General features: G+C 37.7%; 21 protein-coding genes. 5 read left to right on the top strand and 16 right to left on the bottom strand.

The window, feature by feature from the left end; genetic code table 11:
* Nucleotides 1-27: 27 nt before the first annotated feature.
* From yhbY to HNQ85_RS00365, 4 genes are read right to left on the bottom strand one after another with little or no spacing between them, the layout of a single operon-like run.
* A complete protein-coding gene (yhbY, locus tag HNQ85_RS00380; RefSeq protein WP_181535137.1) occupies nt 28-321 on the bottom strand; it encodes a ribosome assembly RNA-binding protein YhbY in 294 nt (97 codons plus the stop codon).
* Nucleotides 315-1157 (bottom strand): shikimate dehydrogenase, encoded by an 843-nt coding sequence (aroE, locus tag HNQ85_RS00375; RefSeq protein WP_181535135.1) that lies wholly within the window; start codon nt 1155-1157, stop codon nt 315-317. The genes yhbY and aroE overlap by 7 nt, the downstream gene beginning before the upstream one ends.
* A gap of 21 nt (nt 1158-1178) precedes the next feature.
* Nucleotides 1179-2291 carry a ribosome biogenesis GTPase YqeH gene (gene yqeH / locus HNQ85_RS00370; RefSeq protein WP_220129049.1) on the bottom strand — a complete coding sequence of 371 codons (1113 nt, stop codon included), beginning with the start codon at nt 2289-2291 and terminating at the stop codon, nt 1179-1181.
* Nucleotides 2288-2803, bottom strand: coding sequence for a YqeG family HAD IIIA-type phosphatase (locus HNQ85_RS00365; protein ID WP_181535131.1), 516 nt, complete (start codon nt 2801-2803; stop codon nt 2288-2290). Before HNQ85_RS00365 ends, yqeH begins: the two co-directional genes overlap by 4 nt.
* Before the next feature lie 341 nt (nt 2804-3144).
* On the opposite strand from HNQ85_RS00365, the gene HNQ85_RS00360 reads away from it, so the two are divergent.
* A complete protein-coding gene (locus tag HNQ85_RS00360; protein ID WP_181535129.1) occupies nt 3145-3285 on the top strand; it encodes a sporulation histidine kinase inhibitor Sda in 141 nt (46 codons plus the stop codon).
* 25 nt (nt 3286-3310) lie between these two features.
* Here HNQ85_RS00360 and HNQ85_RS00355 read toward each other — a convergent pair whose 3' ends face one another.
* Nucleotides 3311-4093: a phosphatidylserine decarboxylase gene (locus HNQ85_RS00355; protein WP_181535127.1), complete on the bottom strand. Its 783-nt coding sequence runs from the start codon at nt 4091-4093 to the stop codon at nt 3311-3313.
* Nucleotides 4094-4212: 119 nt separating this feature from the next.
* On the opposite strand from HNQ85_RS00355, the gene pssA reads away from it, so the two are divergent.
* The 3 genes from pssA (at nt 4213) to motB (ending at nt 6593) form a co-directional block, all read left to right on the top strand.
* Nucleotides 4213-4752 (top strand): CDP-diacylglycerol--serine O-phosphatidyltransferase, encoded by a 540-nt coding sequence (pssA, locus tag HNQ85_RS00350; protein ID WP_181535125.1) that lies wholly within the window; start codon nt 4213-4215, stop codon nt 4750-4752.
* Between the two features lie 328 nt (nt 4753-5080).
* On the top strand, nt 5081-5872 hold the full coding sequence (motA, locus tag HNQ85_RS00345; protein ID WP_181535123.1) for a flagellar motor stator protein MotA: 792 nt from the start codon (nt 5081-5083) through the stop codon (nt 5870-5872).
* Nucleotides 5865-6593 carry a flagellar motor protein MotB gene (motB, locus tag HNQ85_RS00340; RefSeq protein WP_181535121.1) on the top strand — a complete coding sequence of 243 codons (729 nt, stop codon included), beginning with the start codon at nt 5865-5867 and terminating at the stop codon, nt 6591-6593. Before motA ends, motB begins: the two co-directional genes overlap by 8 nt.
* 130 nt (nt 6594-6723) lie before the next feature.
* Here the strand turns inward: motB and ytvI are convergent, their stop codons facing one another.
* From ytvI to HNQ85_RS00315, 5 genes are all read right to left on the bottom strand, one after another.
* Nucleotides 6724-7752: a sporulation integral membrane protein YtvI gene (gene ytvI / locus HNQ85_RS00335; RefSeq protein ID WP_181535119.1), complete on the bottom strand. Its 1029-nt coding sequence runs from the start codon at nt 7750-7752 to the stop codon at nt 6724-6726.
* A gap of 104 nt (nt 7753-7856) precedes the next feature.
* Entirely contained in the window at nt 7857-8636 is a 780-nt protein-coding gene (locus tag HNQ85_RS00330; protein WP_181535117.1) for an undecaprenyl-diphosphate phosphatase, read from the bottom strand.
* A gap of 361 nt (nt 8637-8997) precedes the next feature.
* Nucleotides 8998-9243, bottom strand: a complete 246-nt coding sequence (locus tag HNQ85_RS00325) for a pyruvate kinase (protein ID WP_181535116.1) — start codon at nt 9241-9243, stop codon at nt 8998-9000.
* An 85-nt stretch (nt 9244-9328) separates the two neighbouring features.
* Nucleotides 9329-10282, bottom strand: a complete 954-nt coding sequence (gene corA / locus HNQ85_RS00320) for a magnesium/cobalt transporter CorA (protein WP_181535114.1) — start codon at nt 10280-10282, stop codon at nt 9329-9331.
* A gap of 71 nt (nt 10283-10353) precedes the next feature.
* Nucleotides 10354-10950 carry a DedA family protein gene (locus HNQ85_RS00315; RefSeq protein WP_343046466.1) on the bottom strand — a complete coding sequence of 199 codons (597 nt, stop codon included), beginning with the start codon at nt 10948-10950 and terminating at the stop codon, nt 10354-10356.
* A gap of 225 nt (nt 10951-11175) precedes the next feature.
* Here HNQ85_RS00315 and sigK point away from each other — a divergent pair, with 225 nt between their 5' ends.
* Nucleotides 11176-11889: an RNA polymerase sporulation sigma factor SigK gene (gene sigK, locus HNQ85_RS00310; RefSeq protein WP_181535112.1), complete on the top strand. Its 714-nt coding sequence runs from the start codon at nt 11176-11178 to the stop codon at nt 11887-11889.
* 412 nt (nt 11890-12301) lie between these two features.
* Here sigK and HNQ85_RS00305 read toward each other — a convergent pair whose 3' ends face one another.
* The 6 genes from HNQ85_RS00305 to HNQ85_RS00280 form a co-directional block, all read right to left on the bottom strand.
* Nucleotides 12302-12442: a YrzI family small protein gene (locus HNQ85_RS00305; RefSeq protein WP_181535110.1), complete on the bottom strand. Its 141-nt coding sequence runs from the start codon at nt 12440-12442 to the stop codon at nt 12302-12304.
* A 330-nt stretch (nt 12443-12772) separates the two neighbouring features.
* The gene (locus tag HNQ85_RS00300) at nt 12773-13015 is read right to left on the bottom strand and encodes a YrhC family protein (RefSeq protein ID WP_181535108.1); all 243 of its coding nucleotides are present in this window, start codon (nt 13013-13015) and stop codon (nt 12773-12775) included.
* A 72-nt stretch (nt 13016-13087) separates the two neighbouring features.
* Nucleotides 13088-14221 (bottom strand): bifunctional cystathionine gamma-lyase/homocysteine desulfhydrase, encoded by a 1134-nt coding sequence (locus tag HNQ85_RS00295; protein ID WP_181535106.1) that lies wholly within the window; start codon nt 14219-14221, stop codon nt 13088-13090.
* Nucleotides 14222-14223: 2 nt separating this feature from the next.
* Nucleotides 14224-15147, bottom strand: coding sequence for a PLP-dependent cysteine synthase family protein (locus tag HNQ85_RS00290; protein ID WP_181535104.1), 924 nt, complete (start codon nt 15145-15147; stop codon nt 14224-14226).
* Nucleotides 15148-15211: 64 nt separating this feature from the next.
* Nucleotides 15212-15910, bottom strand: a complete 699-nt coding sequence (mtnN, locus tag HNQ85_RS00285; RefSeq protein ID WP_181535102.1) for a 5'-methylthioadenosine/S-adenosylhomocysteine nucleosidase — start codon at nt 15908-15910, stop codon at nt 15212-15214.
* A gap of 16 nt (nt 15911-15926) precedes the next feature.
* Nucleotides 15927-16568, bottom strand: a complete 642-nt coding sequence (locus HNQ85_RS00280) for a class I SAM-dependent methyltransferase (protein WP_181535100.1) — start codon at nt 16566-16568, stop codon at nt 15927-15929.
* Between the last annotated feature and the right edge of the window lie 154 nt (nt 16569-16722).

Below are 16722 nucleotides of genomic sequence, written 5' to 3'. Positions count from 1 at the left end.
CTCACCCTCCTCATAAGTGCCTTTTTGTTAGCTTGGCAATACGATTTGCTTATTTTCTTTTGATTCTTTATATAAAACGATGACATTCCCAATAATTTGTACAAGTTCTGCCTGCGCTCCTTCAGCTAATTGGCGCGCTACCGTTTCACGGTCCTCTTCACAGTTTTGTAGCACGCTCACTTTAATCAACTCACGCGCTTCTAAGGCATCAACGATTTGTTTAATCATATTCTCGTTAACGCCTCCTTTTCCCACTTGAAAAATTGGATTTAAATGATGAGCTTTAGACCTTAAAAACCGTTTTTGTTTACCTGTTAGCATATTTTACCTCCTAGCTGTTGAATAACAATTTGTTTCATTCTATTTATATCGGGAAAGATGCCTGTCCATTTTTCAAACGCTAATGCTCCTTGGTAAACGAACATTCCTAAACCATTTTGCGTGATTGCTCCGCATCGCTTTGCCTCTTTTAACAACAGTGTTTCTAGCGGATTGTATATAATGTCACTTACAACCGTACCTTTTTTTAAATTGGCAAGCGAAAGAGGGATCTCTTCCACATTGGGATACATTCCAACTGATGTTGTATTGATAATAATGTCGTAATTCCCTAATAAATGTTGTGCCTCATGAATCGAATAAGCCCTCGACAAAACCGAAATGGTTCTCTCATTAATCAATTCCTCTGCTTTATTCACCGTGCGATTGCAAAGATCGATACACGCCGCTTTACTATTTGCAAGCGAAAAATAAATTCCTCTTGCTGCTCCGCCGGCGCCGATAAGTAAAATACGTTTTCCTGACAGCTCAATGTTCAACTCTTCACACAATGCACGGACAAATCCCTCTCCATCGGTATTATAGCCAATAAGACGCCCGTTTTCATTCACAACCGTATTGACAGCACCAATTTGCAAGGCGATTTCATCGATTTCATCTAAAAATGGAATAATCGCTGTTTTATGAGGAATCGTGACATTAAAACCAGCTATTCCAAGCGCTTTCATCCCCTGAACAGCATCCTTCAGATGCTCTTTTTCCACGTGAAACGCATGATAATACGCATCAATGCCGGTTTGTGTAAATGCATCGTTATGCATAAGCGGCGACATCGAATGATGCACCGGACAGCCAATCAGCCCGAAGAGCTTTCTCATCCCCTCTCCCCCTTAACATTTTTAAATTAAAGATTTCCGTAAAATAACGTTTACTCCTTTTGGAACATAGGCAACGATTTGTGCTCCCGGCTCATTGCATGTCACCCAGCCAAGGCCGGAAAAAACAATATCCGTTTTTGGCTCTTTAATCGTAAAAGAGTGAGCGACTAGCGATGGAAATTGTTCGATATAGCTTGCTCGCGGCGGCTGCAGCAATTCACCGCGTTGATTTTCATATAAATGATCCGCCTTTTCAAGCTTTGTGCGATGAATATTTAATTCATTTGAGAAATAGCAAACAAACGAACGCCGTCCACCTTTGACATAGTCAAGTCGAGCGAGACCACCAAAAAATAACGTCTGACCTTCATTTAATTGATACACTTTTGGCTTAATTTCTTTTTTTGGCGTGATTACTTTTAAATCTTTCTTGTCTACATAGTGAGCCATTTGATGATGGTTAATAATTCCTGGCGTATCATACATCACTGCTCCGTCCTCTAACGGAATCTCAATCATATCCAGTGTCGTTCCCGGAAAATGCGAAGTCGTAATTACATTCCCTTCACCGGTCACTTCTTTTATAATCCGGTTGATGAACGTAGACTTACCTACATTCGTACATCCAACAACATATACATCTTTTCCAAAGCGATAATGTTCAATCGCTTCCATCACTTTTCTCATGCCGATTCCTTTTTCAGCGCTAATTAAAAACACATCAATTGGCTTTAGTCCTAAATCTTTGGCCGATTTCTTCATCCAATGAATGAGTTTTGTATATTTTACCGATTTTGGCAGCAAATCCACTTTGTTTCCGACAAGCAAAATATTGTTTTTACCGACAAAGCGGTGTAACCCCGGCAGCCAGCTGCCATTGAAATCAAAAATATCAACAATTTTAACAACAAGGCCGTCTGACTTTCCAATTCCGTGCAAAATTTTTAAGAAATCATCATCTGTTAACGAAACGTCTTGAACTTCATTGTAATGCTTTAGACGAAAACAGCGTTGGCAAATAACCGTTTCCTTTTCTAGCGCAGCAGGAGGGGCATACCCGATTTGCTTTTCATCCTCCGTTTGAATTTGTACCCCACACCCAACACAGCGAATTATTTGTTGTTCCACACTCATTCCTCCCAATAAATCATTCCTTTTTGTTTCATCATATTTAAAATTTTTCGTTCAATTTTCCGATTAATGCGCGTAAAAAATCCATCTGTATCAGCAACCGGCACAACTAAAATCGTATGTACTCCAAACCGGTTGCCTCCTAATACATCTGTCAATAACTGATCACCAATGACGACAACTTCTTCTTTTTTCAACTTCATGAGCTGTAACGCCCGCTGAAAAGCGCGCGTTAATGGTTTCCTCGCCTCGAAGATAAATGGGATATTTAACGGTTCTGCAAACGATTTTACTCGTTTTTCGTTATTATTCGATACAATCGTGACTTGAATGCCTTGATTTCGCATATTTTCGAACCATTTTACCAAATCAGGAGTAGCAGTCGGACGATCCCATTCTATAAGCGTATTATCAAGATCTGTAATAATCCCTTTGATCCCTTTTTCTTTCAAGGTTTCTGGAGTAATGTCAAAAATGCTTTTGACATGCTCATTAGGCAAAAAATATCGCAGCATCACGTTACACCTTCGCCTTTCTATAACATTAAACCTTTAAACATGATACATAATTTTTTTTATTGTTTCAAAACAAACTTAGACAAATATATACAAACTAAAAAAAGTTTTCGACAAACACTTAACTTTTTCAACATTTGTGGATAAGTTTATTCACATTATCCATACACACCTAATCACTTATTCTTATGATTATAAACACAATTTCCACAACTTATCCACGAAAAGATGTGGATAAAGGAACGGTTGTTCTATCATCTTAATCATGATAAATTATAAATAACTTACCATTATATGTATTTTTATACGCATTCATTCCATAATTGAAAGGAGTTTCTATAATGAAAAATTTATCAGATGAGTTGCTGATTGAATCTTATTATAAAGCAATAGAACTTAAATTAAGTCCAGATTTTATTGAATTAATTAAGAGAGAAATTTTCCGCCGCTCGTTAGGGCATAAAATTAAACTCTCCTCATAATGAGCCAAGAAGGGGCTCTATTTTTTTATTGTTTTAAATATCCGATTCTTTCACCGACTTTGATATCCATTGGCACTTTAATCGCTGGATCGAGCTCAAATGTATCCTTTTCAAATAATAACACTACCGTTGAACCAAAAGAAAAATAAGCCATTTCCTCTCCCTTTGTAAGATATTCGTCTTTATGCGTCAATTCGATGCTGTTCACAAACATCGCCCCTACTTTTACAATCGCTGCATGCTTTCCATTTACATTTACTTCGGTAATCAGACGGTAGTTTTTCGCTAAAGGTTCCTTTCCATATTTTAAACCTAGCCGATTCACTGGATAAGATTTTTTACCAAGTGACCACTGATTCGTAATCACACCAGATATTGGACTATGTATGCGGTGATAATGGCTCGGGCTTAAATATAAAATAATAAACAATCCGTTTAAATATTTTTCAGCTGCTTGATTGCTTCCAAGCATTTCTTGAACGGAATAAGCTTTTCCTTTAACAACAATTTCTTTTGTTTCTGTAATGGTTCCGACATCTTCAATGACGGCATCCACAGGGCTAATCACGCTGTTTTCTGTTTGGTCAATCGGTCGGATTCCCTGCTTTAACTTACGAATAAATAATTGTTGCAATGTTTTATATTGTTTTAAATTTTTTTCCATTTCGCTTTGGTTAATACGATAAATCTTTGCATAAGATGGAATAAACAATGCACTGAGCCGCGATTTAGTAAATAACGCAATTAGTTTTGAGGATACGGAATGATTTGTAAGTTCTATAAATAAACGATAAAACAATTTTAACAAGCCTAATTCCCTCCGTTTTTGAAAGAATCATTTTTACTACTTTCCATATTATAAATAAAATGTTTATAATTGAAGTACGCAACGTTCCGCGTCCCATCTCTAAAAAGGAGTGAGGAGAAGTGTTTTTATCGGATTATCTGGACCATACTTTGAAAAAACTAAAAGCCCATACAGCGAACGCATTAACATTAATCAATCTTTCTTTAGGTGGATTTTCAATCCTTTTTACATTAAAAGGACAATTAAATGTAAGTGTGCTGCTTATTTTCTTAGCTGCTCTTGCTGACCGGTTTGATGGGACCGTGGCGCGGAAATTAAATATTGAATCAGAGCTCGGCAAACAATTGGACTCAATGAGTGATATTATATCATTTGGAGTAGCACCTGCACTATTGCTTTATCAAGGTTTATTACATGAATTTGGTGTTCCAGGTGCGTTTTTTACGATTTTATATATTGGATGCGGAGCATTTCGTCTTGCCCGTTTCAACATTACGGAAAATAACGGATATTTTTCCGGACTCCCAATCACAGTAGCAGGAGTACTGCTAACATTAAGCTATTTAACGATTCATTATTTTCCACCGCAATTTTTTATCTTTCTAATGATTATCTTATCATTTTTAATGGTAAGTACTTTTAAGCTAAAAAAAGTTTAACTAGAAGTGGGCTGTCTCGTGAGCGTCTCAACTTCCTTAAACAATTACAGTATTTATGGTTATGATCTCTCCTACCCCATAGATATTGTAGAGGGATGACGCATGAGGCAGCCTTTTATATGTTACTCATACTAAATTCCCTTTTCAAAGTAATGCATTAATTATATGATAAATTTGGAAGGACAATAGTTTACTAATATATTAAAACTATCTTTACTTTTATGAAACTGCCATCATGAGAAGAATCGTTGCGTAAAACAATAACGTACAAACGATGAACACCATTATTTTCGCACTAACATCTTGACTAATACATAGAGGTGATTATATGGACAAAACATCAATTATCGGCATTATTCTTGGCATCATCGCTGTAGGAGTTGGAATGGTTTTTAAAGGAGTAAGTCCTTCCGTATTGATTAACCCGGCTGCTATTTTAATTATTATCGTCGGAACGATAGCATCCGTTACAATCGCCTTTCCAACGAGCGAAATTAAAAAAGTGCCAAAATTGTTTGGCGTGATATTTAAAGAGCAAAAAATTCCAACGATTGAAGAACTTATTCCGCTTTTTGTTGAATGGGCAAACATTGCCCGTCGCGAAGGATTATTAGCATTAGAAGCAAAAGTGGAAGAAATTGATGACCCATTTTTACGCAACGGCTTAAGCATGGCGATCGATGGGCAGACGGAGGAATTTATCCGCGATGTCATGACCGAAGAAATCGCAGCGATGGAAGAACGGCATCAAGCAAATGCAGCCATTTTTACACAGGCAGGAACATATGCCCCAACATTAGGAGTACTTGGAGCAGTAGTCGGTTTGATTTCCGCATTAAAAAACATGGAAAATATTGAAGAGTTAGGAATTGCCATCAGTGCCGCTTTCGTTGCTACGTTGATGGGGATTTTTACAGGTTATGTATTATGGCATCCATTTGCTAATAAATTAAAAAGAAAATCAAAAGAAGAAGTAAAAGTGCGCCAAGTAATGATTGAAGGAGTTCTTTCCATTTTAGAAGGACAAGCACCCCGGGCAATTGAGCAAAAATTAGCTTCTTATCTCCCAGAAACCGAAAGAAAAAAGGTGCTGGTGGAGGGAGATAGACAAGATGACTAAAAAGAAAAAACATCATGATGAAAATCATATCGATGAAACCTGGCTCATTCCATATGCAGACTTGCTAACTTTATTATTAGCACTTTTTATCGTTTTATTCGCCAGTAGCCAAATTGATTCAAAAAAATTTCAACAAATTGCCCACTCATTTAATAGTGCTTTAGAAGGAGGAACAGGTGTTCTTGAGTTTCAAAATCCAGTAGAGGAAGAATTAGAACAACCTCCGTTAAATCAAAAAGGTGAAATCAATGAAAAAAGAGAATTACAACAAGTACAACAAAAAATTAATCACTATATTGAGCAAAAAAATTTAACTGGTCAACTTAAAACGACATTAACAGAAGAAGGACTGCTTGTTACTATTTTAAATGATGTATTATTTGATTCTGGAAGCGCTGAAGTAAGGACGCAAGATCGAAAACTAGTCAAAGAAATTTCCCAGCTGCTTGTCATGAACCCACCACGCAGCATTATTATTAGCGGTCATACCGATAATGTACCGATTAATAATTCACAATTTGCATCGAACTGGGAACTAAGCGTGATGCGTGCCGTTAACTTTATGAGTTTATTATTAGAAAACAAGCAGCTTGACCCTCGTTGGTTTAGCGCAAAAGGCTACGGTGAGTATAAACCAGTTGCCTCCAACCATACAGAGGAAGGAAGAAAGAAAAATCGCCGCGTTGAAATTTTAATTTTACCAAACGAACCAACCAATTAAAAAGAGGATGACCCTACAGCAAACGTCAGACCCCGCAATCCCCATACATAGTACATAAGAACACTATATATGATGGATTTCTTGTGAGGTCAGACACTACTTATGGGTCATCCTCTTTTTCATTTCTCTGCTAAATTTTAAAGGAAATTTTAATAATTCCCGCCTTAATCATCGTATCTACAATAATGACAAGCGCCGGCCCTAAAAATAAACCGGCAAACCCAAGCAACTGAAAACCTAAATAAACGCTAACTAATGCCGCAAGCGGGCTAATTCCTAAATTGGAAGAGAAAATTTTCGGCTCAATTATTCTGCGAATAACCGTAATGACGATAAACAACACAATAAGCCCAATTCCTAACCCTTGATTTCCGTTCATCAAGCTGAAGATAGCCCAAGGCACAAGAACGGATCCCGTTCCTAAAATCGGTAAAATATCTACTACTACAATTAATAATGATAAAATGATTGGATACTCGACCCGTAAAAGCAACAAGCCGACAAACGCCAATAAAAATGTAATTAAACTTAATAAAAATTGCGCCTTTAGAAAGCCAATTCCTGCCTTATTCAACTGTGTCATAATAATGGTTAACCGTTGTTTCGTATCAGCAGATAAATATTTTTCAATTTTTTTCTTTAATCTAGGCAGATCCAAACTAATAAGAAAAAGAGCGATTAAGTAAATTAAAAAATGAATAATCAACCCTGGAATAGCCGTGATATAATGAATAATTGACTCCGTTAAATTTTTCGCAAAATTAAGCAGTAAGTTTTTAATGGCCTCAACGCTGTTTTCCAATGAAATAATAATTTCTTTCGGAATTGAATGGGAATACAGTTCCCATTTTTTTATAAACTGGTCGACAACCACAGTAAATTCCGATAAGACAGAAGGAAGTTTTTGTGAAAATGTAATCACCTGTTCAATAATAATAACGATCGTAACGTACGAAGCAAAGCCAATGACAATAACAAACAAGGAAAAAACGGTCGTTACTGTATGAATTCGTTTAAACTTGTATTTTTGCTGCATCTTTTGCACGAATGGCTCTAGTAAAAGAGCGGTAATAAGCGCAAATATTAACGGTAGGCTATAAGGAATTAAATAAAAAAGAATCGCTAATAGTACAACAAGTGTAATAAACTTTTTTACCATCGTCTTCGTTCATCTCGTTTCTATCATAATTGCAACTTCTATGTTAAATATAGCGAATGACTGTCGCAAAAATCAATAAAAAAACGGTCTTCATAATGACCGTTTTAAAATTTTCCTGTTGCTTGAAAAGCAATAATAATGAATCCAAGAATCCATACATATACCGCAAATACTTTTAATGAATGTTTCTTTAAATAACCAATCATCCATTTGACTGCCAAATAACCGAATAAGGCAGAAGAGATGGTTCCGACAATTAAGGAAGGAACAGAGATGTTCTCGACATTTCCTTGGACTAAATCAACCGATTGCAACACAATTGCCCCAGCGATGGCTGGAATCGATAATAAGAATGAAAAATAGGCTGCTGTTTCACGATCAAGTTTGCGGATTAGTGCCGCAACAATCGTTAATCCAGAGCGGGAGATAGCTGGGAAAATAGCTGCCGCTTGAAATGTTCCAATCACGAATGCATCGGTATATGTAATATCATCCATTCGTTTATATCCATTTTTGATTCCATCAGCAAACCAAAGAAAAAGCCCTGTTATTAAAAATTCCCAACCGATGGTTATACCTGTTTTCGAGATTTCTTCAAAATAATCTTTAAACAGCAAACCAATCACAACCGCTGGAATCGTTCCAACGACTAACAAAAACGTTAATTTGCTAAACGGCTTTCTTAAAATATACAAAAGCTCTTCTTTATAAATAATAAACACGGCAAGCAATGTTCCGATATGAAGCATCGTATCGAGAAACAATCCCGCCTCATCTAAGCCAAATAGATGTCTGCCCAAATATAAATGACCGGTACTGCTAATCGGCAAAAATTCCGTCAAGCCCTGAATAAGACCTAAAATAAAGGCTTCGAACTTCGTCATTTTATCCCACCTATCTTTATTTTATTCCACTTAATGTATTATATTGATATTTGTCCAAAGACACCACTATTTTTTCATTCCATATACAAATACATAATCGCAGCTGACCAATTCTATAACAATCACTCCGCAAATAGCTCGCGGTCAGAATAGCGGGCTTTTGCCATTTTCGGCTTAGCGATCGTATAAACCAATGTTACAAAAGATGACTTGCAACTGTTGCTTTAAACCATAAATAAAAACACAGGAGAACACCTCTTCTCCTGTGTAAGTTATCATTTTCCCCTCTTACAGAACATACTTGTTTCTTTTTTGTTTCCTTTAATAGGCTATGTAAAATAAATGACTCTCCTTGTTTTAGTTAAATGTTATCTCCTTCAATCTCCCCTAACCGAATTTTTGAACCTTGTAAATCCCCTAGAATTTTCACATTTGTTGCCAACTTTTCGTTTAAAGAGCGAACGGTGTGAATCACTTCATGATAGCTTTCATGATTACCATGTGACAAGTTAAGGCGTACAATGGTCATTCCGTGTAAAATAAGCTCCTTAATCATATCTTCGTCGCTTGTCGCCGGGCCAATCGTGCAAATTTGATCAATAGCCAATATAATCTCCCTCTTTCATCAACTGATTCTAACATTCCAATTGTTTCCGTTAATGATCTTTTACAAAAAGGGAGCATTTATCACTTTATCGATCAAACCACCCTTTGCGGCGAAACCAGAGATACATCGAAATTCCTAAAATCGCCATAAATCCAAGAACGGCAAAGTAACCGTATTTCCATGACAGTTCCGGCATGTATTCAAAGTTCATTCCGTATATTCCGGCAATAAATGTGAGCGGCATAAAAATAGTAGTAATTACAGTCAGAACCATCATAATCGAATTAGTCCGATTGGCATTGATGGATAAATAATTATCGCGGATATCAGATGTTAATTCGCGATTCGCTTCAATCATCTCCGCAAGTTTTAATAAATGGTCATATATATCTTCAAAATGCGAACGCTGATCCTTCGACATTTCTATATGAGTGGAATTTAATAATCGGTACAAAAGATCCCTCATTGGAAACACCGTTCGCCGCAGTTTTAACAATCTGCTACGAATGTCAAAGATTTGGTTTATTAATAACTCTAAGCGTTTTCCCTTATTTTTATTATCAACATCATTTAACTCATCTTCAAGTTCATAAATGATTGGAAAATATTCATCGACCAGTTTGTCCAACACTAAATAAAATGCGTAAATCACCCCTTTTTTCCAAGAAGATCGATGCTGGTACATTCGATTCCAGGCCAAATCGATTTCAGATAATATTTCATCATGATAAGTAACTATATACCGATTGGATAAAAATACATCAACTTCTCTCGTCTCAAGCGTATTTTTATGCAAAGAATGAAGTACAAAAAAGTTATAGCCGTCGTAATAGTCAAGCTTTGGCCGTTGTAAGGCGTGAAAGCAATCCTCTATCGATAACGGGTGAAAACGAAAAAATTGTGAGAGTGTTTCTTTCTCTGTTTCATTAGGCGCTTGAAAATCGACCCAATACCAAATAATGTTTTCCTCCACTAATTGATCAAGTGGTAAATTCATTAACAGCTCATGTTGCTTAGTTAATGCCATTGTTCGAATCATGTGAAGTACTCCTTCATTTCAAAAAATGACGAACCTGCAAGTCAGTCTTACAGGCCCGCTTAACAAAGTTATTATTTCCCTTTTCTTTTCTTGATAAATCTCACTAATATGTAAAGAAGTGTAGCAATAATAGCTCCTGTAATAACCGGCTGCAAATAAGGTCTTGCCATTTCATCAATTTGCTGCCAATTGTCACCTAACTTTTCACCGAGATAAATAAAGAAAATCGACCATGGAATCACAGCAGCCGTTGTGTATAGCGTAAATTTAGACAGCGGCATTTTGGCAATTCCGGCTGGTATCGAAATCGCATGGCGCACAACCGGAATAAAACGAGCGGTAAAAATAACCCCTGTTCCATATTTTTGAAACCATTCCTCAGATACATCAAGATGTTTTTTATTAATCAACAAATATTTACCGTATTTATCTAAAAATGGACGGCCGCCGTAATATCCCATCCAATAAAGAAAAACTTGCGCGAGTGTACCGCCGATCGTGCCGGCAATGACCGCACCGATAAACGTAATTTCCCCGCGCGATACTAAATATCCTGCATAAGACAATACAATTTCACTCGGAATGATCTCAATCATTAATCCAAGCGCAACCCCTATATATCCTAGGTCCGCTAAAAACGTAAAAATCGTTTGAATCAGTTCATGCACTTTATTTCCCTCCTATGTATGTACAAAGACAAGCTTCTTTTTTAAACGATATTCCGAAAAAATTATACTATACCATTATACATGAAAGAAAAAAGATTAGCGTTCTTTTTAATACTTAGCCGCAATTTCTTATCTTTTTTTCATAAATAAACACGGACAGACTTTGATTTTCATACATATAGAATAATAGGCAAACGCCTAAAATTATTGGCGTGAGGTGAGAAGATGTCCGGTTTATTATCTGCGTTAGCTTTTATTGTAAAAGAGCTACTGTTTTTAGTGTCATATGTCAAGAATAATGCATTTCCTCAACCGTTAAGCCCACAAGAAGAAGAAAAATATTTACAGCTTATGGCACAAGGAGATCAGAAAGCAAGAAACATTTTAATTGAACATAACTTACGCCTTGTTGCCCATATCGTAAAAAAATTTGAAAACACAGGAGAAGATACGGAAGATTTAATTTCCATCGGTACGATCGGTCTTATTAAGGCAATTGAAAGCTATTCCCAAGGGAAAGGGACGAAACTTGCCACCTATGCGGCTCGGTGTATTGAAAACGAAATATTGATGCATCTCCGTTCTTTAAAAAAAACGAAAAAAGATGTCTCCCTTCATGACCCGATTGGTCAAGACAAAGAAGGGAACGAAATCAGCCTCCTCGATATCTTAAAATCCGAATCAGAAGATGATGTCGTTGATATGATCCAATTAAACATGGAATTAGAGAAAATTAGAAAATATATTGACATTCTTGATGAACGTGAAAAAAAAGTGATTATTAGCCGGTTTGGCCTTGATTTACAGAAGGAAAAAACGCAGCGGGAAATCGCCAAAGAACTTGGCATTTCAAGAAGCTATGTATCTCGAATTGAAAAGCGGGCGCTCATGAAAATGTTTCATGAGTTTTATCGAAACGAAAAAGAGAAGCGGAGATAGCCACATACTTTCGCAAAGTAAAAGGAGCAATCGTTAAGGGATTGCTCCTTTTCTTTATTATTCTGCTTCCACGCTTACTTCTGTGCCAATAATTAAACCGATCGTTGCTGTAATAATAATCCCCATCACCATTGCGAACATCCCGTTTTCCTCCCTTATGCTTCTTTGATTTTATTTTACATTTTGAAAAAACCAGTGGATTACACGGGATGTGAACAATTTATGAAAACGTTTGTTTAATGTCTTCTTCTTTCTTTTGCGAAAAGAGAGCGTAAATAAGAAAACCCGTAACACCCATTCATTCCCCCTGCCATTCAATTAGGTGGAATCTCCCGTCCCCAAAATCCACATAATAAGCAAATACTTTATCGTTTCCATTGAAAAAAACCCCTTTCCTTTTCCAATTTTGTGATTAAAACGGTCGGTAAACTTTACATTTACGGTCTACTATTTCTTCTTCAAGCTGACGCACATAACGGTAATGCTCCAATTCTTCGTTTGTCGGCTTTCGTATTTCAATTGTCACCGTAATAAAAAACAAATGAATCGTCATTCCATTTCACCTCCTTTAAACAAAAAACCGCAGGTACAGTGTCGTCCTGCGGCTTTGGAAATAAAAAACCACAGGCAACGAACTATTCTCCCTGCGGCTACAACTCGTCTAACGTATAAAACTACTGCTTGTGAACAACGGTCGGTCGAATAGTTTCGAATCGGCTTATAAAATTGTACATTATGAATGTGCCAGTTTTCATCATCATTGTATTCGACCTCCCTTTTGAAAAATTTTATAGAGGTAATTATATCCAAAACTTCCATATTTGTAAACAGCAATTTAGAAAAATAAACAATAGCCCTATCCGTTATGGTGCAACGGATAGGGCTATTGGTCAAGTTCGCGCAATAGGCGAATATATTTGACAGCTTTTTGGTAAAAGGAAAAAGCTCCGACTAATAAAATAACAATAAGGCCAAGCAAAAACGGTTTCTTTTCTATCGCAATCATCGATTGGTCTGCTGGGATGAGCATACCAATATAGAAAAAGACGCTTAACGCTAATAAAACACCCGCATATGTTTTATAGTCAGTTGCTTTTTCTTTCCATTGTTTTTTTTGTTGTTCCATCATATCCCCCACTTTCCTCATTAAATGTACCATATGTTTCGAAAAATGGGGGATGTAATTTTAACCAACTGCCTACTTTAACGCTTGAGCTAAATCCTCTATTAAATCTTCCACATCTTCTAATCCAACAGAAATGCGCACTAATCCATCCGTAATGCCAAGCTCTTCGCGGCGCTCTTTCGGAATCGAAGCATGCGTCATTTTAGCCGGAAGCGAAATTAAACTTTCCACTGCTCCTAAGCTTTCCGCAAGCGTAAAGTATTTTACGCTGTTTAGCAGCTGATCGGCTTTTTCTGCGCTGCCCACATCAAAAGAAACCATACCACCGAATCCGCGCGCTTGCTTTTTCGCCACTTCATGATTTGGGTGAGATTCTAAGCCCGGATAATACACTTTTTTCACCGCTGGATGGCTCGCTAAAAATTCCACGATTTTGCGTGTATTCTCCTCATGCTCTTCCATACGAATTCCAAGCGTCTTAATTCCGCGCATTAATAGCCATGAATCGTGTGGACCAAGAATGCCGCCTGTTGAGTTTTGGATAAAATGCAAATCCTGTGCAAGTTGCTCTGAATTCACGACAACAAGACCAGCAACCACATCACTATGGCCGCCTAAATATTTTGTTGCGCTGTGAAGAACAATATCAGCGCCAAGCGTAATCGGTGTTTGCCAGTATGGCGTGCTGAATGTATTATCGACAATCGTTAATAAGCCGTGTTTTTTCGCCAGCCTTGCCGCTTCTTGAATATCCGTAATTTTTAAAAGCGGGTTGGTTGGAGTCTCGATGTAAATGGCTTTTGTATTTGGTTTGATATTTTTTTCAATGTTTGTTACATCGCTCGTGTCAACAAACGTTGATTCAATTCCTAAACGGTTTAACACTTTCGTCATAACACGGTATGTGCCGCCGTATACATCGTCTGTCAAAATCACATGGTCGCCGCTGTTAAACAACATCATCACAGCTGTAATCGCCGCCATACCAGAACTGAATGCGAAACCAGCATGACCTTCTTCAAGATCTTTAATTAGCTGCTCTAATGCATGACGAGTTGGATTTCCCGTACGCGAATATTCAAATCCTTTATGTCCGCCGATTCCCTCTTGTTTGTAAGTACTTACTTGATAAATTGGAACCGAAACAGCCCCTGTATGTGGGTCTCCTGAAATACCACCGTGAATTAATTTCGTCTTACGTCTCATGATTAAATCCCACCTTCATAAATTTTTTTGCTTAAATAACGCTCACTGCTGTCCGGGAAAATAACGACAATATTTGTTCCCGGTTTCGCTTTTTCTGCTTCAACGAGTGCCGCATGAAACGCTGCTCCGGAAGAACTCCCTACAAGCAATCCTTCTTTTGCTGCTAATTCTTTGACGCGCCGGAAAGCGTCTTCATCCAATACAGTATGAATCGCATCGAAGTAACTTGTATCCATATATTCCGGAAGAAACTCCATACCGATTCCTTCCGTCTTATGCGGTCCCGGCTCTCCTCCGTTCAAAATCGAGCCTTCTGGTTCAACGATAACCGTTTTAATTTTTGAGTTCTTTTCTTTTAAAAATTGCGCCGTTCCCATAAATGTACCGCCTGATCCCGCTCCAGCGACAAAAATGTCAATTTGTCCGTCCAGTTGTTCCCAAAGCTCAGGTCCAAGCGTCTTGTAGTATGTTCGCGGATTGGCGGGATTAGCAAATTGCTGTGGACAATAGGAATTCGGAATTTCTTTTGATAATTCTTGTGCCTTCTTTATCGCACCTTTCATTCCTTCGCTCGTTGGTGTATTAATAACCTTAGCTCCTAGCGCTTTCATTAGCTCTTGCTTTTCGACGCTAAATTTTTCCGGAACACAAAAAATGACGTTAACATTTTTGCCGATGGCCGCCAGTGCTAATCCGATTCCAGTATTCCCCGCTGTTGGCTCAATAATGGTGCCGCCTTCTTTTAATTTTCCTGTCTCGAACGCATCACGTAACAATTCCTGGCCTAAACGATCTTTAATGCTGCCACCTGGATTAAAATATTCAAGTTTAGCGAACAAGCGCACTCCATCTGGTAACGGAAATTGCGTAATCTCCACGATTGGGGTGTGTCCGACTAATTCATGAACATTTTTATAAACTTTCATGATGTCACTCCTTATATGTGTACATGGAAAGAGGAAGGATTCTCCTCCCTCTTTTCACGCATATTTAGTTCTTTAATGCTGTTAACATCGATAACACTAAATTTGAGGAATGAAGTGCTGCTGTGTGTAAAAACTGCTCAAAGGAAATGTTTGACTCTTTTCCAGCAATATCAGACAATGCACGAATAATAACAAACGGTACGTTAAATTGCGTACAAACTTGCGCAATCGCCGCCGCTTCCATTTCTACTGCATATAAGTCAGCAAATTTCGTACGCACGAAATCAACGCGAGCTGGATCATTCATAAATGAATCCCCTGTTGCGATTAACCCTTTCACAACTTGAATATTGGTAATTTGTTGCGCACTTTTCTCTGCCACTTCCACCAATTTCTTATCTGCTGTGTAACGTGCTGGCATCCCTGGCACTTGACCATATTCATAACCAAATGCTGTTACATCGACATCGTGATGAGCAACTTCAGTAGAAATAACGATATCACCGACATTTAATGTTTGTAAAAATCCACCCGCAGAGCCCGTGTTAATGACATAATCCGGCTTAAAGCGCTCAAGCAAAATCGCCGTTGACATTGCAGCATTCACTTTTCCAATTCCTGACTTTAATAAAACAACATCCACATCATTAATCTTTCCTGTGTAAAACTCGGAATTAGCGATTACTGTGTCTTCGCGGTTTGCGATTTGTTCCCGTAAAATTGTTACTTCCTCTTCCATTGCGCCAATAATTGCAATTTTCATTTCCTCTACCTCTTTCCTACTGTTTTACAGCCTCCATCAACCAGACGAATTTATTTAAGCGGGTAAATTCAACAGAAAAGCCACCCGCTATAAACATGCGCTCAAGCGCATCAAGCGTTGTATAATACTCTCTTTGCAAATCTTCAGCAAGGTTATGGAATCCGCGCTCAAGCGCTTCATTAATCGTCTGCTGGAACGCCTCCTGGTTCGCAAATGCCGTATCAGCAAACACTATTTTACCACCTTTATGAAGCAACTTTCCATAGTTTACGATGGCTTGTGCTTTTTCTTCGTCTGTTAAATGGTGAAACGCATATGTGCTGACAATTGTATCAATCGTCTCTTTCGGAACAGGGAATTGTAAGAAATCTCCATCTTGAATCGACACACTGTTCCCTAGTTTTTCGAACGCTTTTTCCCTCATTGGTGCTGAAGGCTCTATGCCATACACTGTTTTTCCGGCATCGAGAAGTTTTTTTGTTAAATTCCCAGTACCGACACCAAATTCCAACACTACGTTTCCTGATTTGTTAACAACTGTATTTAAAATCGCTTCATATCCTTCAAATACCTCGCGATATTGTTCGTCATGACCTTCAACGGACTCGTCATATGAATTTGCCCATGTTTCAAATAGCTCAAGAAATTCTCTTCCCATGATGTCACACCTCATAAATATTATAATTCTTATAGATATAGTATGAATTAGTAATAAATCTGTTCTCAATGTATCATAAGTTTTGAGTTTATTCAATCAGAATCTCTTTGCTCTATTGGAACTCAAGTAGGAAATTTGCTACACTTTGCTTGTA

Source organism: [Anoxybacillus] calidus (assembly GCF_013760845.1).
Classification (GTDB): domain Bacteria; phylum Bacillota; class Bacilli; order Bacillales; family Anoxybacillaceae; genus Paranoxybacillus; species Paranoxybacillus calidus.
The sequence above is the reverse complement of the archived record's forward strand: the minus strand, read 5'-3'. Positions and strand labels throughout refer to the sequence as shown.